Annotated in this window: 20 protein-coding genes; 10 read left to right on the top strand and 10 right to left on the bottom strand. The window is 68.6% G+C overall.

Features of this window, described 5'->3' with window-relative positions; genetic code table 11:
• Positions 1-9 precede the first annotated feature (9 nt).
• The gene (locus ACIRB4_RS19390) at positions 10-2,298 is read right to left on the bottom strand and encodes a DUF6049 family protein (protein WP_403292724.1); all 2,289 of its coding nucleotides are present in this window, start codon (positions 2,296-2,298) and stop codon (positions 10-12) included.
• 182 nt (positions 2,299-2,480) lie between these two features.
• Here ACIRB4_RS19390 and ACIRB4_RS19385 point away from each other — a divergent pair, with 182 nt between their 5' ends.
• The gene (locus ACIRB4_RS19385) at positions 2,481-3,923 is read left to right on the top strand and encodes a CCA tRNA nucleotidyltransferase (protein ID WP_403292722.1); all 1,443 of its coding nucleotides are present in this window, start codon (positions 2,481-2,483) and stop codon (positions 3,921-3,923) included.
• A 75-nt stretch (positions 3,924-3,998) separates the two neighbouring features.
• Here ACIRB4_RS19385 and ACIRB4_RS19380 read toward each other — a convergent pair whose 3' ends face one another.
• The 3 genes from ACIRB4_RS19380 to ACIRB4_RS19370 all read right to left on the bottom strand — a co-directional run bounded on the left by ACIRB4_RS19380 (position 3,999) and on the right by ACIRB4_RS19370 (position 7,165).
• Positions 3,999-5,267, bottom strand: a complete 1,269-nt coding sequence (locus tag ACIRB4_RS19380) for an MFS transporter (RefSeq protein WP_403292721.1) — start codon at positions 5,265-5,267, stop codon at positions 3,999-4,001.
• A 76-nt stretch (positions 5,268-5,343) separates the two neighbouring features.
• On the bottom strand, positions 5,344-6,426 hold the full coding sequence (locus ACIRB4_RS19375) for an inositol-3-phosphate synthase (protein ID WP_403292719.1): 1,083 nt from the start codon (positions 6,424-6,426) through the stop codon (positions 5,344-5,346).
• 49 nt (positions 6,427-6,475) lie between these two features.
• Positions 6,476-7,165, bottom strand: coding sequence for a helix-turn-helix transcriptional regulator (locus ACIRB4_RS19370; protein WP_403292717.1), 690 nt, complete (start codon positions 7,163-7,165; stop codon positions 6,476-6,478).
• 368 nt (positions 7,166-7,533) lie between these two features.
• On the opposite strand from ACIRB4_RS19370, the gene ACIRB4_RS19365 reads away from it, so the two are divergent.
• On the top strand, positions 7,534-10,245 hold the full coding sequence (locus ACIRB4_RS19365; RefSeq protein WP_403292714.1) for a transglycosylase domain-containing protein: 2,712 nt from the start codon (positions 7,534-7,536) through the stop codon (positions 10,243-10,245).
• A 120-nt stretch (positions 10,246-10,365) separates the two neighbouring features.
• The gene (locus tag ACIRB4_RS19360) at positions 10,366-11,847 is read left to right on the top strand and encodes a glycosyltransferase family 87 protein (protein ID WP_403292712.1); all 1,482 of its coding nucleotides are present in this window, start codon (positions 10,366-10,368) and stop codon (positions 11,845-11,847) included.
• A 56-nt stretch (positions 11,848-11,903) separates the two neighbouring features.
• Here ACIRB4_RS19360 and ACIRB4_RS19355 read toward each other — a convergent pair whose 3' ends face one another.
• From ACIRB4_RS19355 to ACIRB4_RS19345, 3 genes are all read right to left on the bottom strand, one after another.
• Positions 11,904-12,935 carry an alanine racemase gene (locus ACIRB4_RS19355; protein ID WP_403292710.1) on the bottom strand — a complete coding sequence of 344 codons (1,032 nt, stop codon included), beginning with the start codon at positions 12,933-12,935 and terminating at the stop codon, positions 11,904-11,906.
• 97 nt (positions 12,936-13,032) lie between these two features.
• Positions 13,033-14,151, bottom strand: coding sequence for a lipid II:glycine glycyltransferase FemX (locus ACIRB4_RS19350; protein ID WP_403292708.1), 1,119 nt, complete (start codon positions 14,149-14,151; stop codon positions 13,033-13,035).
• 124 nt (positions 14,152-14,275) lie between these two features.
• On the bottom strand, positions 14,276-14,590 hold the full coding sequence (locus tag ACIRB4_RS19345) for a hypothetical protein (protein ID WP_403292706.1): 315 nt from the start codon (positions 14,588-14,590) through the stop codon (positions 14,276-14,278).
• A 285-nt stretch (positions 14,591-14,875) separates the two neighbouring features.
• Here ACIRB4_RS19345 and rpsF point away from each other — a divergent pair, with 285 nt between their 5' ends.
• From rpsF to rplI, 4 genes are all read left to right on the top strand, one after another.
• Entirely contained in the window at positions 14,876-15,166 is a 291-nt protein-coding gene (gene rpsF / locus ACIRB4_RS19340; protein WP_015609864.1) for a 30S ribosomal protein S6, read from the top strand.
• Positions 15,167-15,239: 73 nt separating this feature from the next.
• The gene (locus tag ACIRB4_RS19335; protein ID WP_403292703.1) at positions 15,240-15,815 is read left to right on the top strand and encodes a single-stranded DNA-binding protein; all 576 of its coding nucleotides are present in this window, start codon (positions 15,240-15,242) and stop codon (positions 15,813-15,815) included.
• Positions 15,816-15,858: 43 nt separating this feature from the next.
• Positions 15,859-16,095: a 30S ribosomal protein S18 gene (gene rpsR, locus ACIRB4_RS19330; RefSeq protein ID WP_005315025.1), complete on the top strand. Its 237-nt coding sequence runs from the start codon at positions 15,859-15,861 to the stop codon at positions 16,093-16,095.
• A gap of 18 nt (positions 16,096-16,113) precedes the next feature.
• The gene (gene rplI / locus ACIRB4_RS19325; RefSeq protein ID WP_137994544.1) at positions 16,114-16,560 is read left to right on the top strand and encodes a 50S ribosomal protein L9; all 447 of its coding nucleotides are present in this window, start codon (positions 16,114-16,116) and stop codon (positions 16,558-16,560) included.
• Positions 16,561-16,694: 134 nt separating this feature from the next.
• Here rplI and ACIRB4_RS19320 read toward each other — a convergent pair whose 3' ends face one another.
• Entirely contained in the window at positions 16,695-18,032 is a 1,338-nt protein-coding gene (locus ACIRB4_RS19320) for an MATE family efflux transporter (RefSeq protein ID WP_403292700.1), read from the bottom strand.
• Positions 18,033-18,457: 425 nt separating this feature from the next.
• Here ACIRB4_RS19320 and dnaB point away from each other — a divergent pair, with 425 nt between their 5' ends.
• On the top strand, positions 18,458-19,945 hold the full coding sequence (gene dnaB, locus ACIRB4_RS19315) for a replicative DNA helicase (protein ID WP_403292698.1): 1,488 nt from the start codon (positions 18,458-18,460) through the stop codon (positions 19,943-19,945).
• Positions 19,946-20,001: 56 nt separating this feature from the next.
• Here dnaB and ACIRB4_RS19310 read toward each other — a convergent pair whose 3' ends face one another.
• Positions 20,002-20,568, bottom strand: a complete 567-nt coding sequence (locus ACIRB4_RS19310; RefSeq protein ID WP_403292695.1) for a dihydrofolate reductase family protein — start codon at positions 20,566-20,568, stop codon at positions 20,002-20,004.
• 136 nt (positions 20,569-20,704) lie between these two features.
• Positions 20,705-21,586 (bottom strand): helix-turn-helix domain-containing protein, encoded by an 882-nt coding sequence (locus ACIRB4_RS19305; RefSeq protein ID WP_403292693.1) that lies wholly within the window; start codon positions 21,584-21,586, stop codon positions 20,705-20,707.
• A gap of 122 nt (positions 21,587-21,708) precedes the next feature.
• Between ACIRB4_RS19305 and ACIRB4_RS19300 the strand changes: the two genes are divergently transcribed.
• Both ACIRB4_RS19300 and ACIRB4_RS19295 read left to right on the top strand, forming a co-directional pair.
• The gene (locus ACIRB4_RS19300; protein WP_403292691.1) at positions 21,709-23,145 is read left to right on the top strand and encodes an amidase; all 1,437 of its coding nucleotides are present in this window, start codon (positions 21,709-21,711) and stop codon (positions 23,143-23,145) included.
• A 90-nt stretch (positions 23,146-23,235) separates the two neighbouring features.
• Positions 23,236-24,630 carry a serine hydrolase domain-containing protein gene (locus tag ACIRB4_RS19295; RefSeq protein ID WP_403292689.1) on the top strand — a complete coding sequence of 465 codons (1,395 nt, stop codon included), beginning with the start codon at positions 23,236-23,238 and terminating at the stop codon, positions 24,628-24,630.
• Positions 24,631-24,691: the final 61 nt, after the last annotated feature.

The raw sequence follows: 24,691 nt of genomic DNA, 5'->3' as shown, positions 1-24,691 counted from the left end.
CGACATCGCTCAACGGTCCACTTTCTCACTCGCGCCCGACGGGTTGCCGCTTTCGGGACCGGTGTCCGGTGTCGGGTCACTCGGCTGCTCGGGATCGTCGTCCTCCGCGGCCTCCACTTCGGCGTTCCTGGCCGCCGCGCGCTTGCGCTGGGTGTACATCCGTACGCCGGCGAGGACGAGCAGAAGCACACCGCCGGCGAGGACGAGCATCACGGTCGAGGTGATCTCGGAGACCTTCACGGTGAAGGTCATCGGCTCACCGTAAGGCTTGCCGTCCTCGGTGAAGAGCTGGGCCGTCATGGGGACGGGTCCGTTGGCGTTGGCCGAGGCCGTGAACTTCACCGACTGGCTGTGCCCGCCGTTGATCTTGACAGGACGTTCGGCGACGGGTGCACCGTCGTCGAGCTGCAGACGGGTCTTGTTGGCGGGGGTCAGCCGCAGCACCAGGTGGTCCACGCCCTGGAGCAGCCTGTTCTGGACGGTCACCGGGATGGTGGCGCTGCGCCCGGAGAGCATGAGATCGGACTTGTCGATCAGCTCGACCTCTTTGGTGAGGCCTCGCAGATAGTTGAGTACGCCGATCCGGTACAGCGAGGCCGAGGGGCCCTCGCCTCGCCAGGACGTGGACATCTCACGGCTGATCGCGTTGCCGAAGGGGGTCACCACCCGGTCCGGCTGGGTCAGGATGACCTTGAAATCGTCCAGCTCATCACGGGTGGCCTTCATGTCACGGAAGGCCACGGCCGGCAGCTCCTGCTTGCGCAGTTCCTGCGGATAGCGGGAGGCGCTGGGCACCTTGGTCGTGGCGTCCGGGTCCGGCTTCGCCGCGGCGGCCGCGATCAGATCGAGCGGCTGCGTCCAGCGCTGGGCGGCCAGTCCGTGCAGCGCGGTCGCCATGCTCTGAGCCTGGGCGGTCGTCAACATCCGCTGCGGGGCGACCACGACGCTGCGCTGCTGGTCGGGCTGCTCCAGGGTGACGGCGAGCGACTGAGCAAGGAACTCCTGGACGGCGAGCGTGGAGCTCCCCGTACGGACCATGTCTCCCTCGAACGCCGTCGAGAGATAGGCGTCGCTGACGATGGCGGTGGTGCCGCCGCCGATGGGCCGCGCGGCCGTGGGGGTGTACGGCAGATCGTCCTGGAAGCTGTCGCTGCGGGCGATCACCTTGTGGGCGCCGGCCGAGGTCGCCACATCCATGATCGAGGGGTCGACGGCTCCGTCGACCGGCCAGGAGAAGTCGGTGGAAGGTGTCACATGGAGAGTGGTTTCCACGGTCCTCGCGGCCAGCTCCGTCGCCAGCTGGAGATGGCTCAGCGATCCGGGGACGTCCTTCCCGCGGTGCGCCAGCGAGGCGATGTCGGGGTCGGCGAACGGCAGGGCGACGACCTTGCTGTCCGCCACCGCCTTCTCCAGGGAGTCCAGCCATCGCTCGGCGATCGCCTGGTTCCGCCCCGGCACGGTGTCGGTGCCCGCCTTGACGCGGTAGCTGCCGGTCATGGCGTCGACGGTGGCGAGCAGGTCCGGATCGATCACCCAGGTGACCGGAAGGTCCTTGCCCAGCGCGACCATCTGCTCCAGACGTCCGCCCGGGGCGAGCTCGGCGGCCAGCTCATCGTTCTCGAAGACCGGCGTCTGCTGATCGTCGGAGCCGGTCTCCGCCGATACATGGGCGGAGGAGACGAGGGGCCAGAGAGCGGTGAGCTGTGTCTTCTTCTCCGTGGCTTCGGGCTGGTAGGGCAGGAAGGTCCGCTCGATGCCGAGGATCCGCCCGCCGGGCTGCGTGACCGTCCGCCCCGAGAGAGAGACGCCCAGCTGGTAGACGCCCGCGTCCTCCAGTCCCAGCTTGGAGACCGGGACGGAGAGCCTGAACTCCTTGCTGAGCCCGGCCGCCAACAGCGGGATCTTGACGGTAGGGGCGCCGCCGAGCGCCGCTGGATCGCTGCCCGGCCGGAAGCCGGTCCGGCCGGAGACTTGGTCGATCTCGCTTCGGCTGGTCATGCGGGGACCGACTCGGAGCTCCACCGTGGCATCGGTGACGGCCTGCTTGCTCTGGTTCGTCACCGTGCCGGAGATCGTGAGGGTGTCGCTCTCCAGAGGAGCGGTGGGAGTGAGCGTGTCGAGGGACACACTGACCGTCCTTGACCCGGCCGCCTCGTCGGCAGCCGTCGCCGGCGGGGCGGCGGGACCCAGCAGCAGTCCGGCCAGAAGCGGCGCTCCGACGACCAGAGAGGCCGCGCGCCGCAGCCAGCGACGGGCAGGTGAGGGAACGGTCCCCTGGTTGTCTGCCGCCTCGGCCACGCGTTCGCCCGTCCTCGTCGTATCAGTGGTGTCGGTGGTTCCCGGTTGCTGTGTCCACGCATGGTAACGAGGCACGCTGTGGCCAAGTGCCGGGGACTGCTCCAGCTGATCGGGGGGAAGCGGTCGAGGGCGGGGGAAATCCAGGACGCTGCCGGGGGCCGGGGCACGTACCCTTTTCTGTTGTGCCGAACGCCAACGAAGACACCCCGACTGCACTGAGCCAGGTGCAACGCCGCGCGGTCAGTGAACTGCTGCGTGTGTCCCCTGTCGCCGACGACCTCGCGCTCCGTTTCCAGGAGGCCGGGTTCAGCCTCGCGCTGGTCGGCGGCTCGGTACGGGATGCGTTGCTCGGCAGGCTGGGCAATGACCTCGACTTCACGACCGACGCCCGCCCGGAGGAGGTCCTGAAGATCGTCCGCCCCTGGGCCGACGCGGTCTGGGAGGTCGGGATCGCCTTCGGAACGGTCGGCTGCCAGAAGAGTGGCTACCAGATCGAGGTGACGACGTACCGCTCGGAGGCGTACGACCGTACCTCGCGCAAGCCCGAGGTCTCCTACGGCGACTCCATCGAGGAGGACCTCGTCCGGCGTGATTTCACGGTCAACGCCATGGCCGTGGCTCTCCCGGCGAAGGACTTCATCGACCCGCACGGTGGGCTCGAGGACCTCTCCGAGCGAGTGCTGCGGACCCCGGGAACGCCGGAGGAGTCCTTTTCCGACGACCCTCTGCGCATGATGCGCGCGGCGCGCTTCGCCGCGCAGCTGGACTTCGAGGTGGCGCCCGAGGTCGTCACGGCGATGACCGAGATGGCCGGCCGTATCGAGATCGTCTCCGCCGAGCGCGTCCGTGACGAGCTCAACAAGCTGCTGCTCTCCGCCCACCCCCGTAAGGGGCTCGGGCTGCTCGTCGACACAGGGCTCGCCGATCATGTGCTGCCCGAGCTGCCGGCGCTGCGGCTGGAGAGTGACGAGCACCACCGGCACAAGGACGTCTACGAGCACTCCCTGACGGTTCTCGACCAGGCGATCGACCTGGAGGAGGACGGGCCGGACCTGGTGCTGCGGCTGGCGGCCCTGCTCCACGACATCGGCAAGCCGCGTACCCGGCGCTTCGAGAAGGACGGTCGCGTCTCCTTCCACCACCACGAGGTGGTCGGCGCGAAGATGACCAAGAAGCGCATGACCGCGCTCAAGTACTCCAACGACATGATCAAGGACGTCTCGCGCCTGGTGGAGCTGCATCTGCGCTTCCACGGCTACGGAACGGGCGAGTGGACCGACTCAGCGGTGCGTCGCTATGTGCGTGATGCGGGTCCCCTGCTCTCGCGGCTCCACAAACTGACGCGTTCCGACTGCACCACCCGGAACAAGAAGAAGGCCGGTGCCCTCTCTCGCGCCTACGACGGGCTGGAGGACCGCATCGCGCAGCTCCAGGAGCAGGAGGAGCTGGAAGCCATCCGGCCCGACCTGGACGGCAACCAGATTCAGGAGCTGCTGGGCATTCGTCCGGGCCCGGCCGTCGGCCAGGCGTACAAGTTCCTGCTGGAGCTGCGGCTGGAGAACGGGCCCATGGAGCATGAGGCGGCTGTTGCCGCCCTCAAGGAGTGGTGGGCGGCTCAGAGCTGAGTCGAGAGCAGTCGATGTTTCACGTGAAACATCGACTACGCCGGGACGCCGAGGGGTGATGTTTCACGTGAAACATCACCCCTCGCTCTGTCGCGAGCGCCGCCTCAGCAGGAGGACCGCGGTCGTGGCATAGAGCACCGCGACCATGACCACCAGGGGAACGGACCGGCCGTCCGGCGGCAGCATCAGGGCGGCGGCTCCGGCGGCACCGACGAAGGCGACGTTGAACAGCACGTCATAGAGCGAGAAGACGCGCCCCCGGAAACCATCGTCCACCGACGTCTGGACCACGGTGTCCGTCGCGATCTTGGTTCCCTGGGTGATGAGTCCGAGAACGAAGGCGGCGACCAGGAGCGGGACCGGCTCGAAGGGTAGTCCCAGCGCCGGCTCCAGCAGTGCGGCCGAGCCCGCGCAGACTGCCATCCAGCCGAACGGGCCGAGCCGTCCTACGGTCCACGGTGAGATGACCGCCGCCGCGAAGAAGCCCGCCCCCGAGATCGCGAGGGCCAGGCCGAGCAGGGCGAGTCCTTCCTGCTCCGTGGAGCTCCAGGCGTACCGGCAGAGCATCAGCACGGTCACCGTCAGCGCGCCGTAGCAGAAGCGCATCAGCGTCATGGCGGCCAGCGCATGGGCTGCCGGTCGACGCTCGGACAGATGCCGCAGCCCGCTCTTCAGGCCACGGGCCGTCGAAGCGAGCGCGGCCGGGAGGCGTGGCTGCACCAGCTCCGGATCGGGACCGAGAAGTTCACGGGACATCCGCAGGGAGGCGAGGGCGGCGCAGAGATAGAGGAAGGCGCCCAGCGCGACCACAGCGGCGTCCGAGTCGGCGGAGACGAAACGCACCGCGAAGGCGAGCCCGCCACCCGCAGTGGCCGCCAGAGTGCCGGCCGTCGGTGAGAGGGAGTTGGCCACCACAAGCCGCTCGTCGTCGACGACTCTCGGCAGCGAGGCGGAGAGGCCCGCCAGGACGAAACGGTTGACAGCCGTCACCGAGAGGGCCGAGGCGTAGAAGAGCCAGTCCGGCACGGAGGCCAGCATGAGTACCGCCGTCATGCAGGCGAGCGCCGTCCGCAGCAGATTGCCGTAGAGGAAGACCTGCCGGCGTTGCCAGCGGTCGAGGAGGACCCCGGCGAACGGGCCGATCAGCGAGTACGGGAGCAGGAGGACGGCCATGGCCGAGGCGATGGCGGCGGGGGAGGTCTGCTTCTCCGGGGAGAAGACGACGTACGTGGCCAGCGCCACTTGGTAGACGCCGTCGGCGCACTGGGAGAGCAGGCGGACGGCCAGCAGGCGGCGGAAGTTCGTCAGGCGCAGGAGTACGCGCAGATCACGTACGACGGACATGGCAGCAAGACTCACATATGAAGAGGGCCCCCGGGCGCATGCCCCCGGGGACCCTCGATCGTCGTGCGCGCGGTGCTTAGCGCTCGACCTCGCCCTTGATGAACTTCTCGACGTTGGCGTAGGCCTCGTCGTCGAAGTACTGGACCGGCGGGGACTTCATGAAGTACGAGGACGCGGAGAGGATCGGGCCGCCGATGCCGCGGTCCTTGGCGATCTTCGCGGCGCGCAGGGCGTCGATGATGACACCCGCCGAGTTCGGGGAGTCCCACACCTCGAGCTTGTACTCCAGGTTCAGCGGAACGTCGCCGAAGGCACGGCCCTCAAGGCGGACGTACGCCCACTTGCGGTCGTCCAGCCAGGCCACGTAGTCCGACGGACCGATGTGGACGTTCTTCTCGCCCATCTCACGGTCGGGGATCTGCGAGGTGACGGCCTGGGTCTTGGAGATCTTCTTGGACTCCAGGCGGTCGCGCTCCAGCATGTTCTTGAAGTCCATGTTGCCGCCGACGTTGAGCTGCATGGTGCGCTCAAGACGGACACCACGGTCCTCGAACAGCTTCGCCATGACGCGGTGCGTGATGGTGGCGCCGACCTGGGACTTGATGTCGTCACCGACGATCGGGACGCCGGCCTCGGTGAACTTGTCCGCCCACTCCTTGGTGCCGGCGATGAAGACCGGAAGAGCGTTGACGAAGGCGACCTTGGCGTCGATGGCGCACTGGGCGTAGAACTTCGCCGCGTCCTCGGAGCCCACGGGCAGGTAGCAGACGAGGACGTCGACCTGCTTGTCCTTGAGGACCTGGACGACGTCGACCGGCTCCTCGGCGGACTCCTCGATGGTCATGCGGTAGTACTTGCCGAGACCGTCGAGGGTGTGTCCGCGCTGGACCGTGACGCCCTTGTTCGGAACGTCGCAGATCTTGATGGTGTTGTTCTCGCTGGCGCCGATGGCGTCGGAGAGGTCGAGGCCGACCTTCTTGGCGTCGACGTCGAAGGCGGCGACGAACTCGACGTCACCGACGTGGTAGTCGCCGAACTGGACGTGCATCAGGCCGGGTACCTTGGCCGCCGGGTCGGCGTCCTTGTAGTACTCGACGCCCTGCACCAGTGAGGCGGCGCAGTTGCCCACGCCGACGATGGCTACGCGAACCGAACCCATTTCCGGTTGCTCCCTGTGTGATCGTGGAAGCCCTGCATGCCGCAGGGCTTCACTTGGTGGTGTCGTCGGACGGATCCGGCCGGGTACTGCCCCCGTGCCGGGGCAGGCCGCCCGTTTCTCCAGAATCGTTGTCCTGCTGAGCGGCGCCCTCGGGGGCGTCGGGGCCGGATCGCTGATCCCGCCCCGCCCGCTCGCTCTCGATGAGCTCGTTCAGCCAGCGCACCTCGCGCTCCACGGACTCCATTCCGTGGCGCTGCAGCTCAAGGGTGTAGTCGTCGAGGCGCTCGCGCGTACGGGCCAGAGAGGCGCGCATCTTCTCCAAGCGCTCCTCCAGCCGACTGCGGCGGCCTTCCAGCACCCGCATCCGTACCTCGCGCTCGGTCTGCCCGAAGAAGGCGAAGCGGGCGGCGAAGTGCTCGTCCTCCCAGGTGTCCGGGCCGGTGTGGGAGAGGAGCTCCTCGAAGTGCTCCTTACCTTCCGCCGTCAACCGGTAGACGATCTTGGCGCGGCGCCCTGCGAGTGAGGCGGCGAGCGCGTCCTCGGGGGCGCTGCCCGGCTCCTCGATCAACCAGCCGTTGGCGACCAGCGTCTTGAGGCAGGGGTAGAGGGTCCCGTAGCTGAAGGCCCGGAAGATCCCCAGCGAGGTATTGAGCCGTTTCCGCAGCTCGTACCCGTGCATGGGTGCCTCGCGGAGCAGGCCGAGGACGGCGAACTCAAGGATTCCTGAGCGCCTGCTCATCCGTCGCCTCCTCCGCCGTCAGGACTCTTATGCCGCGCTGATGTATCGACTCGATACATCCCGACGATAGAACGGTGTCCCGGATGCGACAAGGGGGGGTGTGGTGACCGGCGTCACATCGTCAATTCATAGCAATCGACTTGCCTGATTTGGGGTGAACTTCGGCCCTAGGAGGGTTTTGGCCGTGCGTAGTCTGTGCGGCATGCAGACCACCGGGAACCAAGCGACGCCGCGGGGCGTCAGTGCTGCGGGTGACCGGCTGCCGCACGGGGAGGCCTCCCATGGGGCTCGTCCGTGCGTATTTCGGGGGGACCGGAACTCAACTGCCGCTTCCAGGCGTACGCGCCTGCCCGAGGAGTAGTCGTTCGATGAGCGAGCACCGTCGCAAGATGCCGCAGTCGCAGCCGCCGAGTGGCGGCCGCGCGGCGGCCCGACGCGCTGCCCAGCAGCCCATGGGCCGCAGGTCGGCCCAGGCGCGGGATGTCGATATGGGATCCCCTTCGTCCGGGTACGAGGAGGAGCGCCCCTACGGTGGACGGGCCGAGGCCCGTCGCGCCGCGCAGAGAGGGGGCGGCCGCCGACGCGCCCCTGACGGCGGCGGCGCGGGTGGACACGGCGGCGGCCGGCGCGGCGGTGGGGGCGGCGGCCACGAGAGCGGACCGGGCCGGGGTCGTGGTGGCAGGCCCCCGGGCCGGAAGAAGCTGATCGACTACCCCCGGTACGGCAAGTACGGCTGGCGCCGCTGGGTGCCCTCCTGGAAGCTCGTGACGGGCCTGTTCCTCGCGTTCATGGGCAGCCTGATGGGTGCGGCGACGATCGGCTACGCCGTGGTGGGCGTCCCCAACGAGGACCTGGCCGCCAAGGCGCAGAACAACGTCTACTACTGGGCCGACGGCAGCCAGATGGCCGCGACCGGTGGTGAGGTCAACCGCCAGATCATCGGCATCGAACAGATCCCCATGCATATGCAGAACGCGGTTATCTCGGCCGAGAACAAGACGTTCCGGGATGACTCGGGTATCGACCCGATGGGCATCGGCCGCGCCGTGTGGAACATGGCCAAGGGCGGGGAGACCCAGGGCGGTTCGACCATCACCCAGCAGTACGTGAAGAACAATCTGCTGGCCGACCAGTCGCAGACCCTGAGCCGAAAGGTGAAGGAGCTCTTCATCTCCATAAAGGTCGGTACCGATATGGAGAAGCCCCAGATCATGGCGGGGTATCTGAACACCGCGTACTACGGCCGCGGTGCCTACGGCATCCAGGCTGCGGCCCGTACGTACTTCGAGAAGGACGCCAAGTACCTCAACCCCAGCGAGTGCGCCTTCCTCGCCTCCCTGCTGAAGGGCGCGACCTACTACGACCCGGCCGGTGCGCTGGAGATCGACCCGAAGGCGAGCCCGGAGGCCAACCGCGAACGCGCCGAAAAGCGGTGGCGGTGGATTCTCGACGAAATGGTCAACGACGGCCATCTCTCCTCCGAGGAGCGCGCGAAGTACCCGGAATTCCCGAGGGTGAAGCCGCCCAAGAAGGACGCGGCGCTGACCGGTCAGATCGGCTACCTGGTGAGTACGGCCAAGGCCAACTTCATCAACAGCTACGACGGTGAGATCGGCGAGAAGGCCCTCGCCGAGGGCGGCTACGAGATTCACACGACCTTCGACAAGAAGAAGGTCAACGCTCTCGAAGAGTCCGTCAAGAAGATCTACGCCGAGTACATCGACCCGGAGAGGCGGCCGAAGACGGACACCCATGTCCAGTTCGGCGGCGCCTCGGTCGACCCGAAGACGGGGGCGATCGTCGCCATCTACGGCGGCACCGACGCCACCAAGCACTTCACCAACAACGCCGACCAGACCGGTGCGCAGGTCGGATCGACGTTCAAGCCGTTCGTGCTGGCCGCGGCGATGGAGCACGGCGTACGGAACCCGCGGGATCCCTCCATCCGCACGATCGTCGACCCCGACAAGAGCCGTTACTCCGGCAAGAACAAGCTGCTGATCAGGAACTACGACGGCACGATCTGGCGCGACGAGAACGGCGAGGAGTGGCTCCAGGTCAATGACGACGACGCGAGCTACCCGGAGATGAACCTCCGCGAGGCGATGATCCGCTCGGCCAACTCGCCGTACGTCCAGCTCGGCATGGACATCGGCATCGACAAGGTCCGTGAGACGGCGATCAAGGCCGGTCTGCGCGAGAGCTCGCTGGTGAGGGCCGATGTGCCGTCGTTCTCGCTCGGTATCTCCGACCCGAGCGCGATCCGTATGGCCGGCGCCTACGCGACTTTCGCGAACAACGGCGAGCGCAACGACGTCTTCTCCGTCACCAAGGTCAAGCGGAAGGGGGAGGTCATCTACGAGCACAAGGCGAAGCCCGAGCGGGCCTTCTCCACGGCCATCGCGAGCAATGTCACCGACGTCCTGCGCGACGTGGTCGAGCACCCCAAGGGCACCGGCCGCAAGGCCGCCATCCCGGGCCGCCAGGTGGCCGGCAAGACGGGTACCACCGACGGCAACAACTCCGCCTGGTTCGTGGGGTACACCCCGCAGCTGTCGACGGCGATCGACATGTACCGCTTCGACGACGACGAGACCAAGGCAGGCCGGAAGTTCGAGTCCATGTTCGGCACCGGTGCCCAGCCCAAGATCCACGGTTCGTCGTTCCCCTCGCGGATCTGGAACGACTACATGACCGATGCCCTGCAGGGAATGGAGCCGGAGTCCTTCCCGGCGCCTGAGGACCTGGAGGATGCCAAGCCGGTCTACGGCGGCGGCCTCACCAGCCCGACGCCGACGCCGTCTGTCACCCCGTCCCAGACCCCGTCGTCCACTCCCTCGTCGACACCGTCCTCCACTCCGAGCAAGACGCCGGACCCGGAGAAGACCTGTGACGTGTGGGACTGGCCGTGCAACACCGACGGCGGCCAGAACGGCGGCACCACCGAGGGCAACGAGAACGGCGGGACCACCGAGGGCGGCACGACCGGGACGCCCACGGCACCCACGCCCACGGCCACCGACGACACAGGCGGCGGCACCGGCAGACCCAATGGCGGCACCGGCTGGCTCGGCGGCTGATACGTCCCCGCGAGCACCGGCAGCGCCCTGAGGGCCGCCGCACCCGATCCGTACCTTCGTACGCGTTCGGGTGTGGCGGCCCTCGCCGTTTCCCAAGGTGCGTACGGCAGGATGTCCCCCATGCCGAGCCTCCAGAAGACGAGTCCGCAGCGGGACCGAGCGGTGGTGCGCCCCACGCAACGGGACGACGTGGCCGCGGCGGGCAGCGAACTGATCGGGGGGCCGGTCGGCCGCCGGGCTCTGCTCGGCACCAGCTCCCTCACGCCGGTGCGGGTGATCGCACTGGTCGCCATCGGGATGTTTGCGCTCGGCATGGTGCAGAAGATCCCGTGTTACAACTGGGCCTGGTTCCGCGGCTCCACCTCGCAGTACACCCACGCCTGCTACTCGGACATCCCGCATCTCTTCGTCGGCCGGGGCTTCGCCGAGGGCCTGGTTCCGTACTTCGACCGGCTGAGCGGCGACATAGAGTTCCTGGAGTATCCGGTGCTCACCGGGTTGTTCATGGAGGTCGCGGCCTGGCTGACGCCGGACGGCGGCGACATGATGCAGCGCGAGCAGACGTACTGGATGATCAACTCGGCCATGCTGATGGTCTGCGCCGCCGTCATGGCGGTCTGCGTGGCCCGGACCCACCGCCGCCGCCCCTGGGACGGCCTGCTCGTCGCCCTGGCGCCCGCGTTCGCGCTCACCGCCACCATCAACTGGGATCTGCTGGCCGTGGCCCTGACGGCCGTCGCCGTCCTGATGTGGTCACGCGGCCGGCCTCTCGCGTTCGGCATCCTCATCGGCCTGGCCACGGCGGCGAAGCTGTACCCCGTCTTCCTGCTCGGCGCGCTTCTGCTGCTCTGCTGCCGGGCCGGGAAATGGCGCGAGTTCAGCGCCTCCCTGCTCGGCGCGGCCGGCGCCTGGCTGGTGGTGAACCTGCCGGTGATGCTGCTCGCGCCCGAGGGGTGGAAGCAGTTCTACACCTTCAGCAGTGAACGGAACATCGACTTCGGCTCCCTGTGGCTGCTGGTCAGCCAGCGCACCGGTGAGCCGATCACACCAGAGACGGCCAACGTCCTCGCCGCGGTGCTGATGCTGCTGGCGTGCGGCGGCATCGCCGCCCTGGCGCTCACGGCTCCCCGCCGGCCCCGCTTCGCGCAGCTCGCCTTCCTCGTCGTGGCCGCGTTCGTCCTGGTCAACAAGGTCTACTCACCGCAGTACGTCCTGTGGCTCATCCCCCTCGCCGCGCTGGCCCGGCCGCGCTGGCGCGACTTCCTGATCTGGCAGGCGTGCGAGGTGATGTACTTCCTGGGCATCTGGATGTACCTGGCCTTCACCACCAGCGGCAGCAAGCAGGGCCTGCCGACGGACGGCTACCACTTCGCCGTCGTCCTGCATCTGCTCGGCACGCTCTACCTGTGCGCGGTCGTCGTCCGCGACATCCTGGCGCCCGAGCGGGACGTCGTGCGGCAGGACGGCTCCGACGACCCCTCCGGGGGTGTCCTGGACGGCGCAGAGGACGTCTTCGTCATGGGCAGGGCCGCCCACCCGGCCCGGCACGCGGCGTCGGCCGTGGAGGGGCCGCGGGTGGAGTGGGGCGCGGTGAGGGACTAGCCGCCCCCGGGGTCCCAGGGGCGCGCCACCCCGTGCGGCGTCAGCAGCTCGGCGCCTCAGCGCTCGACGAGTCGGTCGAACTGGGTCGTCGTGTGCCGCAGATGGGCCACCAGCTCGTCACCGACCTTCGGCTCCTGGGCGTCGGACGGGACGAACAGGATCGAGACCTGCATGTGCGGCGGCTCGGCGAACCAGCGCTGCTTGCCTGCCCAGACGAACGGCGAAAGGTTCCGGTTGACGGTCGCCAGGCCGGCACGGGCCACGCCCTTCGCGCGGGGCATCACGCCGTGCATCGCCTTGGGGGCCTCCAGGCCCACGCCGTGCGACGTGCCGCCCGCGACGACCACCAGCCAGCCGTCGGAGGCCGCCTTCTGCTGGCGGTAGCCGAACCGGTCACCCTTGGCGACGCGGGTGACGTCGAGGACGGAGCCGCGGTACTCCGTCGCCTCGTGGTCGCCCAGCCACAGCCGCGTACCGATCCGCGCCCGGAACCGGGTCTGCGGGAACTGCTGCTGGAGCCGCGCCTGCTCCTCGGCCCGCAGATGGCTCACGAACATGGTGTGCAGGGGCAGCCGGGCGGCCCGCAGTCGGTCCATCCAGCCGATGACCTCCTCGACCGCGTCGGTGCCGTCCGTGCGGTCCAGCGGGAGGTGCAGGGCGAAACCTTCGAGCCGTACGTCCTCGATGGCGGCGTGCAGCTTGCCGAGGTCCTCCTCGCGCACGCCGTGGCGCTTCATCGAGCTCATGCACTCGATGACGACCCGGGCGCCCACCAGGGCGTGCACACCGTCGACGGAGGACACGGAGCGGATCACCCGGTCGGGCAGCGGCACCGGCTCCTCGCCCCGCCGGAACGGGGTGAGGACCAGCAGATCACCGCCGAACCAGTCCTTGATCCTCGCCGCCTCGTACGTGGTGCCGACGGCGAGCATGTCCGAGCCGAAGCGGGCGGCCTCGTCGGCCAGCCGCTCATGGCCGAAACCGTAGCCATTGCCCTTGCAGACCGGGACCAGTCCGGGGAACTGGTCGATCACGGTCTTCTGGTGCGCCCGCCAGCGAGCGGTGTCGACGTAGAGGGAGAGCGCCATGGCCGGCCCGGAACCTTTCTGGTGGCTGCGGTGTATCAGAGGTTTGTACGACACCGACGAGATTACGTACGAGACTACGCAACCGTCGGCACGGGCGTCAGCGGCGCGACATGTAGATGTCGAGCGCCTTGTGCAGGAGCTTGTTGAGCGGGAAGTCCCACTCACCGACGTACTCCACGGCCTCGCCGCCCGTGCCCACCTTGAACTGGATCAGACCGAAGAGGTGGTCGGTCTCGTCGAGCGAGTCCGAGATGCCGCGCAGGTCGTAGACGGTCGCGCCCATCGCGTAGGCGTCGCGCAGCATCCGCCACTGCATCGCGTTCGAGGGCCGGACCTCGCGGCCGATGTTGTCGGAGGCTCCGTAGGAGTACCAGACGTGTCCGCCGACCACGAGCATGGTGGCGGCGGAGAGGTTCACTCCGTTGTGGCGGGCGAAGTACAGCCGCATGCGGTTGGGGTCCTCGTTGTTGAGGACGGTCCACATGCGCTGGAAGTACGAGAGCGGGCGCGGCCGGAAGTGGTCGCGGACGGCCGTGATCTCGTACAGCCGCTGCCACTCGGCGAGGTCCTCGTAGCCGCCCTGGACGACCTCGACACCGGCCTTCTCGGCCTTCTTGATGTTGCGGCGCCACAGCTGGTTGAAGCCCTTGAGGACATCGTCGAGCGAGCGGTTGGCCAGCGGTACCTGGAAGACGTAGCGGGGCTGCACGTCACCGAAGCCGGCGCCGCCGTCCTCGCCCTGCTGCCAGCCCATCTTCCGCAGCCGGTCGGCCACTTCGAAGGCGCGCGGCTCGATGTGCGTGGCCTCGACGTCCTTCAGGCGCTTCACGTCCGGGTCCTGGATGCCGGACTTGATGGCGGCCGAGTCCCACCGGCGGATGACGACGGGCGGCCCCATCTTCACGGAGAAGGCGCCCTGCTGCTTGAGATGCGCGAGCATCGGCTGCAGCCAGTCGTCGAGGTTGGGGGCGTACCAGTTGATGACCGGGCCCTCGGGCAGGTATGCGAGGTAGCGCTTGATCTTGGGGAGCTGGCGGTAGAGCACCAGGCCCGCGCCGACGAGTTCGCCGGACTTGTCGAACCAACCCAGGTTCTCCGAGCGCCACTCGGTCTTCACATCAGCCCATGCCGGAACCTGGCAGTGGCTCGCCGAGGGCTGGCTCTGGATGAATGCCAGATGCTGCTCACGGCTGATGGTCCGAAGGGTCAGGCTCATGCGGGGCGCTCCTCGGCAGGTGTGTCCCCATCGGTACAGGGGCTCCGGCTCTCGCGCCGAAGCCTACTGCGGCCGGGGAGCACCCCGATTGTTGTGGTGGTCCGCCTGGTGGGCAGCCCGGTGGTCAGCCCAGGACGCCGCCGAAGAGACCGCCGTGGGCCATGCCGAGGAAGAAGCCCACGCCCGCGGCGCCGAGCCCGACGATCAGCGCGAAGCGTTCCCTCGTCGTGACGGAGATGAACTGTCCGTACGCGCCCGTGATGATCCCGATCAGTCCTGCCCAGGAGCTGATCAGGTGCAGGTCATGGAACATCGCGGTGACGAAGGCCAGTGCGCCCAGGACGAGCGTCACCCCGACCAGGGTGTCCTGGAGCGGGTGCGGCTTGCCGTCGGTGGCGAGAAGGGAATGTCCGGGGTCGGGTCGCATTGCCTGTGCCATGGGGCACCTCCTGGCGTGGCTGCCGGAAGGCGGCGCATCCGTGGCGCCGCCGACATCCGTTGTGTACAGATTGCGTCCCCCCGTCACCGGATTTCAACCGGAAGCCGGTGTGCGGGTACTCTGTACGGTCTGCGCCGGTGTCTGCCCAGGCCCGTCCGGGTCCCGACAGCACTCCTCACTCGCTGAGGGGGATTGTCAGTGGTGGCCGATACCGTCGCTCACGCATCACGACCCTCCTGCCACGGAACGACCGTGGCCGCTGAGTCCAAAGGAGGTGGGTTCCACATGCGTCACTACGAGGTGATGGTCATCCTCGACCCCGATCTCGAGGAGCGCGCTGTCTCCCCGCTGATCGAGAACTTCCTCTCCGTCGTCCGTGAGGGCAACGGAAAGGTCGAGAAGGTCGACACCTGGGGCCGTCGTCGTCTCGCCTACGAGATCAAGAAGAAGCCCGAGGGCATCTACTCGGTCATCGACCTGCAGGCCGAGCCTGCGGTCGTCAAGGAGCTCGACCGACAGATGAACCTGAACGAGTCGGTCCTCCGGACCAAGGTCCTCCGTCCCGAGATCCACTGAGCTTCTAGCTCAGAGGTCATCGGGTCCGAGTAGCAGTAAGCAGCCAGAAGCAATCCCGCCGAGAGGTTCACCCATGGCAGGCGAGACCGTCATCACGGTCGTCGGCAATCTTGTCGACGACCCCGAGCTGCGCTTCACCCCGTCCGGTGCGGCGGTCGCGAAGTTCCGTATCGCGTCCACTCCCCGCACCTTCGACCGTCAGACCAACGAGTGGAAGGACGGCGAGAGCCTCTTCCTCACCTGCTCGGTCTGGCGTCAGGCGGCGGAGAACGTCGCCGAGTCGCTTCAGCGAGGCATGCGCGTCGTCGTGCAGGGCCGGCTGAAGCAGCGGTCCTATGAGGACCGTGAGGGCGTCAAGCGCACGGTCTACGAGCTGGACGTCGAGGAAGTCGGCCCCAGCCTCAAGAACGCCACGGCCAAGGTCACCAAGACCACCGGTCGTGGTGGCCAGGGTGGCTACGGCGGGGGACAGCCGCAGGGCGGCGGCGACTGGGGCGGAAGCTCCGGTGGCGCCCAGCAGGGTGGCGGTGCTCCCGCCGGCGACCCGTGGGCGACCAGCGCGCCGGCCGGCGGCCAGCAGCAGGGCGGCGGAGGCGGCTGGGGTGGAAACTCCAGCGGCGGCGGCTACTCGGACGAGCCTCCCTTCTAGGGCAGCTCGTACCCCCACTTCTTGATCACACAGGAGAAACACCATGGCGAAGCCGCCTGTGCGCAAGCCTAAGAAGAAGGTCTGCGCGTTCTGCAAGGACAAGACCGCGTACGTGGACTACAAGGACACGAACATGCTGCGGAAGTTCATTTCCGACCGCGGCAAGATCCGTGCCCGCCGCGTGACCGGCAACTGCACGCAGCACCAGCGTGACGTCGCCACGGCCGTCAAGAACAGCCGTGAGATGGCGCTGCTGCCCTACACGTCCACCGCGCGATAAGGGAAGGGTGACCGAAAAATGAAGATCATCCTCACCCACGAGGTCTCTGGCCTCGGTGCCGCCGGCGATGTCGTCGACGTCAAGGACGGTTACGCTCGCAACTACCTGGTCCCGCGTGGTTTCGCGATCCGCTGGACCAAGGGTGGCGAGAAGGACGTGGCGCAGATCCGCCGCGCCCGCAAGATCCACGAGATCGCGACCATCGAGCAGGCCAACGAGATCAAGGCCCAGCTCGAGGGCGTGAAGGTGCGTCTGGCCGTTCGCTCCGGCGACGCCGGCCGCCTCTTCGGCTCCGTGACCCCGGCCGACATCGCCTCGGCGATCAAGTCCGCGGGTGGCCCCGACGTCGACAAGCGTCGCGTCGAGCTCGGCTCGCCGATCAAGACCCTGGGCTCGCACCAGGTGTCCGTGCGTCTGCACCCCGAGGTTGCCGCGAAGCTCGGCGTCGAGGTCGTCGCCGCGTAACGCTGCTCTCAGCAGTACGGAAGGGCCGCACCCCTGGGTGCGGCCCTTCTGCCGTTTCACGTGAAACATCGCGTTTCACGTGAAACATCGCGTTTCACGTGAAACATCGCGCTTTGCGCGGGGTGGCGCTCTGGTCAGCGGGTGGCGCCTGTGACGATCCAGCGGCCGGATCGGGAGCGCAGCCAGAGCGTCAGCAGCCGGACGGTCATCATCAGCGTCATCGCGCACCAGAGTGCGGTCAGTCCGCCGCCGAGGACGGGGACGAGAAGCGCGACCGGGGCGAACACCGCGAGGGTCAGCAGCATGGCCCAGGCGAGGTACGGGCCGTCGCCGGCGCCCATCAGAACGCCGTCGAGAACGAACACCACTCCGGAGATCGGCTGGGAGAGCGCGACGACCAGCAAGGCCGGCAGCAGGGTGTCCTGGACGGTGGTGTCACTGGTGAAGAGCGGGATGAACAGGGGGCGGGAGACCACGATGAGCGCGCCGAGGACCAGGCCGGAGACGACACCCCACTGGGCCATCCGGCGGCAGACCTGGCGGGCGCCCTCGGGGTCCTCGGCGCCCAGATAGCGGCCGATGATGGCCTGACCGGCGATGGCGATGGCGTCGAGCGCGAAGGCCATCAGGCTCCACAGGGACAGGATGATCTGATGGGCGGCCACATCGGCGTCGCCGAGCCGGGCCGCGACGACGGTGGCGATCATCAGTACCGCGCGCAGGGAGAGCGTACGGACGAGAAGGGGGACGCCCGCCTGGGCGCTGGAGCGGATGCCCGCCGCGTCCGGGCGCAGGGAGGCGCCGTGGCGTCGGGCGCCCCGGACGACCACGACGAGGTAGGCGGCGGCCATGCCGCACTGCGCGATCACGGTGCCCCAGGCGGATCCGGCGATGCCCATGCCGGCGCCGTAGACCAGTCCTACGTTCAGCAGGGCGTTGGCAGCGAAGCCGGCGATGGCGACGTACAGCGGAGTGCGGGTGTCCTGGAGTCCTCGCAGGACTCCGGTGGCGGCCAGGACGACCAGCATCGCCGGGATGCCGAGGCTGGAGACGCGGAGATAGGTGACCGCGTAGGGAGAGGCGGTGTCGGAGGCCCCGAAGAGGTCGACCAGCCACGGAGCGGTGGGGAGCGCGACGGCGACGACGGCGGCGCCCAGCAGGAGTGCGAGCCAGATGCCGTCCATGCCCTGGCGGATCGCCGCCGGGAGATCACCGGCCCCGACCCGGCGGGCGACGGCTGCCGTGGTGGCGTAGGCGAGGAAGACGAAGACGCTCACGGCTGTGGACAGCAGGGCCGCCGCGATGGCGAGACCGGCGAGCTGGGGGGTGCCGAGGTGGCCGACGATGGCGCTGTCGACCATGAGGAAGAGCGGCTCGGCGACGAGGGCGCCGAAGGCCGGGAGGGCGAGCGAGATGATCTCTCGGTCGTGCCGTCGTCGGGCGGCCTTGGTCGTCGAGGGGGCCTGGGTCATGGGCTCCAATCTAATCTTCCACAGGTAAGAGACGCAATGCCGTCGGAGTCCTTACCTCTGTAGGGTTCAGGGCTTCGGGTGTGCGCCGTTTGTTCTGATCTTGGACGGCTGGGAAAAGTTTTTCTCCCCCACAGCCCGTGGATGGAAAAAGGCCAGGTCAGAGCCGTGTCTCGGGGGTGGCTATGAGTTTGTCCACATGACTGTCCCCCGGTCCGTGCACAGGTTCCGGCGAGTTCTCCACAGCATCTCGTCGTTCGCCCACAGGCCCTGTGGATAACCAGATTGGCTGACGCTGCCGTCGGGCCTACCGTGGACCGGCGCACGACGCGCCAGAAGCGGAGTCAAAGCCTCTTGTTTGTCCGAGCCGTGGCGTAAGACAGAGTGGCACGGTGAGGTCCGCGGAGCGGACGGGAGGAGGTGGCTTGGTGACTATTCCCGAGCCCTTGGACGACCCCTGGGCCGACACCGGACCCAGTGACCGGTTGCCCGTCGCCCGCCCTCGCGGCGAGGGGCGCGGCCGCGGGCGTGGCCGTGAGGACCAGCATGACCGTGGCAGCGACAGCGGTCCCTGGGACAGCGGCCTCTCGGGCTTCGAGCGGGTTCCCCCGCAGGACCTCGACGCGGAGCAGTCCGTCCTCGGCGGCATGCTCCTGTCCAAGGACGCCATCGCGGATGTCGTGGAGATCATCAAGGGCCATGACTTCTACAAGCCGGCCCACGAGACGGTGTACGCCGCGATCCTCGACCTGTACGCCAAGGGCGAGCCGGCCGACCCGATCACCGTCGGCGCCGAGCTCACCAAGCGCGGCGAGATCACTCGCGTGGGCGGTGCCTCGTACCTGCACACCCTCGTGCAGTCGGTGCCGACCGCGGCGAACGCCGCGTACTACGCCGAGATCGTCCATGAGCGGGCCGTGCTGCGGCGCCTGGTCGAGGCCGGCACCAAGATCACCCAGATGGGATACGCCGCCGACGGCGATGTCGACGAGATCGTGAACTCGGCCCAGGCCGAGATCTACGCCGTCACCGAGCAGCGCACCACCGAGGACTATCTGCCGCTCGGCGACATCATGGAGGGCGCGCTCGACGAGATCGAGGCGATCGGCTCCCGCAGCGGTGAGATGACGGGTGTCCCCACCGGATTCACCGACCTCGACCAGCTCACCAACGGGCTGCACCCCGGCCAGATGATCATCATCGCGGCCCGCCCGGCCATGGGTAAGTCGACGCTCGCCCTCGATTTTGCCCGGGCCTGTTCCATCAAGCACAACCTGCCCAGCGTGATCTTCTCCCTCGAAATGGGGCGCAACGAGATCGCGATGCGTTTGCTCTCGGCGGAGGCCCGTGTCGCGCTGCACCACATGCGCTCCGGCACCATGACCGACGAGGACTGGACCCGGCTGGCCCGACGGATGCCGGACGTCTCGCAGGCCCCGCTGTACATCGACGACTCCCCGAACCTGTCGATGATGGAGATCCGCGCCAAGTGCCGCCGGCTCAAGCAGCGCGCCGGGCTCAAGCTCGTCGTCATCGACTATCTGCAGCTGATGCAGTCGGGTGGCTCCAAGCGGGCGGAGAGCCGTCAGCAGGAAGTCTCCGACATGTCGCGAAACCTCAAGCTGCTGGCCAAGGAGCTGGAGCTGCCGGTGATCGCGCTCTCGCAGCTGAACCGTGGCCCCGAGCAGCGCACGGACAAGAAGCCGATGGTCTCGGACCTCCGTGAGTCCGGCTCCATCGAGCAGGACGCGGACATGGTGATCCTGCTGCACCGCGAGGACGCGTACGAGAAGGAGTCGCCGCGCGCCGGCGAGGCGGACATCATCGTCGGCAAGCACCGTAACGGCCCGACGGCGACGATCACCGTCGCCTTTCAGGGCCACTACTCCCGCTTCGTGGACATGGCACAGACCTGATCTTTTCCGTGCAGGTGGGAAATACCCACCCAGGCCGTGAGACAGCGGGAAGCTGCTCAGCGCCTCGTCTCGTACCTGGTCAGGACCACGCCGCCGGGGAACGTCCGCGTCTCCACCAGGTCGAGGTTCACCCAGCTGTTCAGCGCGGTGAAGTACGGCGTTCCGCCGCCCACAAGGACCGGATGGGTGGCGATCACGTACTCGTCGATCAGCCCGGCGCGCATGGCCGCCCCGGCGAGCGTCGCGCCGCCGATGTTCATGGGGCCGCCGTCCTCGGCCTTGAGCCTGGTGATCTCGGCGATCGCGTCGCCGGTGACCAGTCGGGTGTTCCAGTCGACCTTGTGGATCGTCGAGGAGAACACCACCTTCGGCGTGTCCCGCCAGTTCCGCGCGAACTCGATCTCCGCCGGGGTGGCGTCGGGCTGCTGGTCGCCGGTCGGCCAGTAGGAGCTCATCGTCTCCCATAGCTTGCGCCCATACAGCGACAGGCCACTCGCCTGCTCGTGGTCGAGCCAGAACTGGAACAGCTCGGGGCTCGGCGGTCCGCTCCAGCCGATGTCGTCGCCGGCTGCGGCGATGTATCCGTCCAGGGTCAGGTTCATGCCGTAGATCAGTTTCCGCATGGCCCAGCCTTCCGTCCGTGGGTGTCCGGCGTATAGACCAGCGTGTCGCGGGAAACTCATCGGTGCGCGGTCTGGGCTTGCCGGTAGCTGAGCGCGGCCCGGTCATGGCGGACGACTTCTCCGCCGAGGCCGGGGACTATGCCCCCGAGGCCCCCGGGACCCTCGCCGAGCTCGCCCACCGCGCTTGATCGGAGGCGGCCCATGCCACGTCGTCGACCGCGAGCCAGGGCGCGGCCGCGACGGCCGTGGGTGTCACCCCGGCGAAGGCCATGGCCTCCCGATGGAGGTGGGACTGGTCGACGTAGCCGCTCTCCGCCGCCACCAGGGCAGCGTTGTGACCCGCGGCGAGGCGGTGGGCGGCATGGTCGAAGCGGATCAGCTGCGCTGCGCGCTTGGGGGTGAGGCCGATCTGGGACCGGAACCGGGCCCACAGGCGCTTGCGGCTCCAGCCGATCTCGGTGGCCAGCGGCTCGACCCGGGTCTGACCCCGGCTGATCACCATCTGCTGCCAGGCGTAGCCGACTTCGGGATCGACCGCCCGGCTTGCCTCCTGCCTTCGAGCGAGCGCGGCTTCCGCGATCGCGAACCGGTCCTCCCACGACGTGGCGTCGCGTAGTCGCTCCTGGGTTCGCATGGCATCGCGGCCCCAGAGGACGTCGAGTGCGACCACCGTCCCACCCGTCTCCAGGGAGGCACCCAGCACCGCGTGTGCGACGACCGGTGAGAGCCGTATCTGCAGGCACTCGATATCCCGGCCGCGCACGCGAACACTGCCGGGCGCGAGGCCGAGAACGGCGCTGCCCCGCTGCTGCCGGCGACTGGCCTCGTCGAGGAGCAGCCCGTCGCCGAAGTCGACGACCACCGTGACGGCCGGGTACGGGACCACCTGAAGGTCGAGGAGGTCTGTGCTCCGGTCCCGGAATCCGGCCATGCCGACCCCCGGAAGCCGACCGGGCCGCGACGGGGTGGTGATGTCCCATCTCGCCGCTGCGGCACGCGTCCACTCGGCTTTTCGCATGGCTTCAGGCTACGAGTCACCGCCGGTGCCAGTGCCGCCGTCGCGACATTTGTCCAAGACGCGTCCCCCGGAGGGCGACAAAACTGACGGCCCAGCAACCGCACCGGAGAGGACACTTCCTGATGCGCCATCCGATCGATCCGTTCATGCCGGCCGTCGAACTCGCCGATGCCATCCGCCGTAAGGAGGTCAGCCCCGTCGAGGTGGCCGACAGCTACCTGGAACGGATGGACGAGCTCGACCCCGGGCTCAACGCCTTCTGCCACCGGGCCGACCACGATGTCCGCAAAGCCGCGTCCGCGGCAGCCGACGCGGTGGTGAAGGCCTCCTCGACCGAGGACCTCCCGCCGTTCCACGGTGTCCCGCTACCCATCAAGGACTTCCTGGATGTGGCCGGTTGGCCCACGACCCACGGGTCGGCCGGCGCCGGCCGGGAGCCGGCCGCAACGTCGGACCCGGTGGTGCGACGGTTCGTGGACGCGGGGTTCGTACTGCTCGGGAAGACCACTACCTCCGAATTCGGCACCGTGTCCTTCACCGAGAGCGAGGCGCTGGGCATCTCCCGCAACCCGTGGGACCCGGGCCGCACCCCGGGCGGTTCGTCGAGCGGCGCGGGCGTCGCCGTCGCCGCCGGGATGGCGCCCATAGCCCATGCCGCCGACGGGGGAGGATCGATCCGCGTCCCGGCGTCCTGCACCGGCCTCGTCGGACTCAAGCCCACCCGCGGCCTGGTCACCAACGCGACCGTCGACAGCGAGGGTCTGGCGACCAACGGCGTCCTCACCCGCTCGGTGGCCGATACCGCGGCCGCCCTGGACGTGCTCGCCCGGCATGATCCTGCCGCGTGGTGGTCGCCCCCGGCCCCGCGGCGGTCCTTCGCCGACACGATGACGACGGTCTCGCCGAACGGTCTGCGGATCGGTGTGCTCCTCGCTCCTCCCGTCGACGGGATCAGCGTCGACCCGGCGTGCGTGGCGGCGGTCGACATGACCCTCCGGACCCTTGAATCGGCCGGCCACCACATCGTCGACGCTCCCCTCCCGCTGCCCCCGACCGACGAGTTGATCGCGGCGTTCACGACCATCTGGAACGTCGGGGGCGCCGGAGTGCCGCTCGCGCACCCTGATCGCGTCGAGCCGCATAACCGGGCCTTGCGTGAAGCGGCGCGAGCGATCGACTCCTGGGCCTACGCAGAGGCCGTGAAGAGGACCGAACGCCTGTCGCGGCGCATCGTGGAGGCCTTCGTCACCAGCTTCGATCTTCTCGTCACGCCCACGATGGCGTGCCTGCCTCCACCCGTCGGCTTCTGGCGAACCGGCATCGACGACGATCCCCTGACGCCACTGCTCAAGAGCTACCCACTGGCCGTCTTCACGTCTCTGTTCAACGTGACCGGCCAACCGGCGATCTCCGTTCCCCTCCACCACGACGAGGCCACCGGCCTGCCCGTCGGCGTCCAGCTCGTCGCCGCGCCATGGCGGGAAGACCTCCTGCTCCAGGTGTCCCGCACTCTCGAGCTCGCACACCCCTGGGCCGATCGCCGTCCGGCTGTCGGCTGACGCCCTCAAAGGCTTCAGCAGCGGCGCGGACCCAGCCGTGCCGGAGGGAATGGGGTCGACCGACGGGAGCCGGCGGCGTTTGATCTCCTCATGACGTCATCTTTCGAAGCTTTGCTTCCCAGCACCGAGCGGGCCCTGTCGCACCGTGTGGCCGTCGCTCAGGCGGAGGGCCGCTCCCCCTCCTTCGTCGGCGCGGTGGCCAGGGGTGGGGGCATGGTCTGGAGCGGATCGCGCAGTTGCGTCGACGGCCATGCCCCGGACGCCGACACGCAGTACCGGATCGGCTCGCTCACCAAGATCTTCACTGCCGTCCTGGTGATGCGGCTGCGGGACGAGGGGCTCGTGGATCTGAACGATCCCCTCGACAAGCACCTGGTCCACACCGACCTGGTCGACGGTGTCGGCACTGTGACCATCGCCCAACTCCTCGGACACAGTGCGGGTCTCGGTGCGGAGACTCCCGCGCCGTGGTGGGAGCGCACGCCCGGGACGGTGCGGCCGGAACTGGCCGACGTCCTCGGCGACGAACCGCTCCTTCATCCCGTGGGGCGGCGCCATCACTACTCCAACCCCGGCTACACGCTGCTGGGTGCGCTGATCGAGGCGGTCCGGGGCGTGTCCTGGGAAGAGGCGCTGCGTACGGAGATCCTGCGGCCGCTGGGGCTGACCCGGACGAGCACCCAGCCGGTCGCTCCCCATGCCGGCGGCTGGGCGGTGCACCCGTGGGCCGATGTGATGCTCCCGGAGCCGGCCGAGGACCTGGGCGTGATGGCACCTGCCGGACAGCTCTGGTCGACGGCGGAAGACCTCTGTCGCTTCGCGGTGTTCCTCGCTCACGGGGATGACCGGGTCCTGAGCGCGGCCTCGGTCGCGGAGATGCGTGCACCGGCGGCGCCGCCCGGCGCCGAGGAATGGGAAGGCGGTTACGGTCTCGGCGTGCAGCTGCTTCGCAAGGACGGCCGGACCCTGATCGGTCACACCGGATCGCTGCCCGGCTTCGTCGCCTGTCTCTGGGCGAGTGTGGACGACGATGTGGCGGCGGTCGCGCTCGCCAACGCCACCTCAGGGCCGCTGACCGCGGTGGTCGCCGCCGATCTCGTACGGATCGTGGCGGAGGCCGAGCCGAGGTTCCCCGAGCCCTGGCGGCCGCTTCCCGAGGCCGAGGTCGACCGGGAGCTGCTGGAGCTGACCGGTCCCTGGTACTGGGGAACATACGCGTACACGCTGCGGCTGGCCCCGGAGCGGAACGTGGTTCTGGAGCCACTGCGCGGGGTGGGGCGGCGAGCGACCTTCCGTTCGCTGCCGGACGGCGGATGGATCGGGCTGGACGGCTATTACGCGGGGGAGACCCTGCGGGCGGTACGGCGGGCGGACGGCTCGGTGAGCCATCTCGATCTGGCGTCCTTCGTCTTCACGCGGGAGCCGTACGAGCAGGGCGACGCGGTCCCGGGTGGTGTGGACGAGGCGGGTTGGCGGGGCCTCTGAGGTCATGCCACAGCCTCGATGTTTCACGTGAAACAGGATGCCGAGGGCTCGCCTCGGCATC

It is taken from the genome of Streptomyces sp. NPDC093600 (assembly GCF_044764755.1).
Classification (GTDB): Bacteria; Actinomycetota; Actinomycetes; order Streptomycetales; family Streptomycetaceae; genus Streptomyces.
The sequence above is the reverse complement of the archived record's forward strand: the minus strand, read 5'-3'. Positions and strand labels throughout refer to the sequence as shown.

Coding starts and splice junctions, on each gene's coding strand:
- ACIRB4_RS19380 (WP_403292721.1), bottom strand. CDS start 5,267: ATGTCCGTCGTACGTGATCTGCGCGTACTCCTGCGCCTGACGAACTTC.
- ACIRB4_RS19375 (WP_403292719.1), bottom strand. CDS start 6,426: ATGGGTTCGGTTCGCGTAGCCATCGTCGGCGTGGGCAACTGCGCCGCC.
- ACIRB4_RS19370 (WP_403292717.1), bottom strand. CDS start 7,165: ATGAGCAGGCGCTCAGGAATCCTTGAGTTCGCCGTCCTCGGCCTGCTC.
- ACIRB4_RS19365 (WP_403292714.1), top strand. CDS start 7,534: ATGAGCGAGCACCGTCGCAAGATGCCGCAGTCGCAGCCGCCGAGTGGC.
- ACIRB4_RS19360 (WP_403292712.1), top strand. CDS start 10,366: ATGCCGAGCCTCCAGAAGACGAGTCCGCAGCGGGACCGAGCGGTGGTG.
- ACIRB4_RS19355 (WP_403292710.1), bottom strand. CDS start 12,935: ATGGCGCTCTCCCTCTACGTCGACACCGCTCGCTGGCGGGCGCACCAG.
- ACIRB4_RS19350 (WP_403292708.1), bottom strand. CDS start 14,151: ATGAGCCTGACCCTTCGGACCATCAGCCGTGAGCAGCATCTGGCATTC.
- ACIRB4_RS19345 (WP_403292706.1), bottom strand. CDS start 14,590: ATGGCACAGGCAATGCGACCCGACCCCGGACATTCCCTTCTCGCCACC.
- rpsF (WP_015609864.1), top strand. CDS start 14,876: ATGCGTCACTACGAGGTGATGGTCATCCTCGACCCCGATCTCGAGGAG.
- ACIRB4_RS19335 (WP_403292703.1), top strand. CDS start 15,240: ATGGCAGGCGAGACCGTCATCACGGTCGTCGGCAATCTTGTCGACGAC.
- rpsR (WP_005315025.1), top strand. CDS start 15,859: ATGGCGAAGCCGCCTGTGCGCAAGCCTAAGAAGAAGGTCTGCGCGTTC.
- rplI (WP_137994544.1), top strand. CDS start 16,114: ATGAAGATCATCCTCACCCACGAGGTCTCTGGCCTCGGTGCCGCCGGC.
- ACIRB4_RS19320 (WP_403292700.1), bottom strand. CDS start 18,032: ATGACCCAGGCCCCCTCGACGACCAAGGCCGCCCGACGACGGCACGAC.
- ACIRB4_RS19310 (WP_403292695.1), bottom strand. CDS start 20,568: ATGCGGAAACTGATCTACGGCATGAACCTGACCCTGGACGGATACATC.
- ACIRB4_RS19305 (WP_403292693.1), bottom strand. CDS start 21,586: ATGCGAAAAGCCGAGTGGACGCGTGCCGCAGCGGCGAGATGGGACATC.
- ACIRB4_RS19300 (WP_403292691.1), top strand. CDS start 21,709: ATGCGCCATCCGATCGATCCGTTCATGCCGGCCGTCGAACTCGCCGAT.
- ACIRB4_RS19295 (WP_403292689.1), top strand. CDS start 23,236: ATGACGTCATCTTTCGAAGCTTTGCTTCCCAGCACCGAGCGGGCCCTG.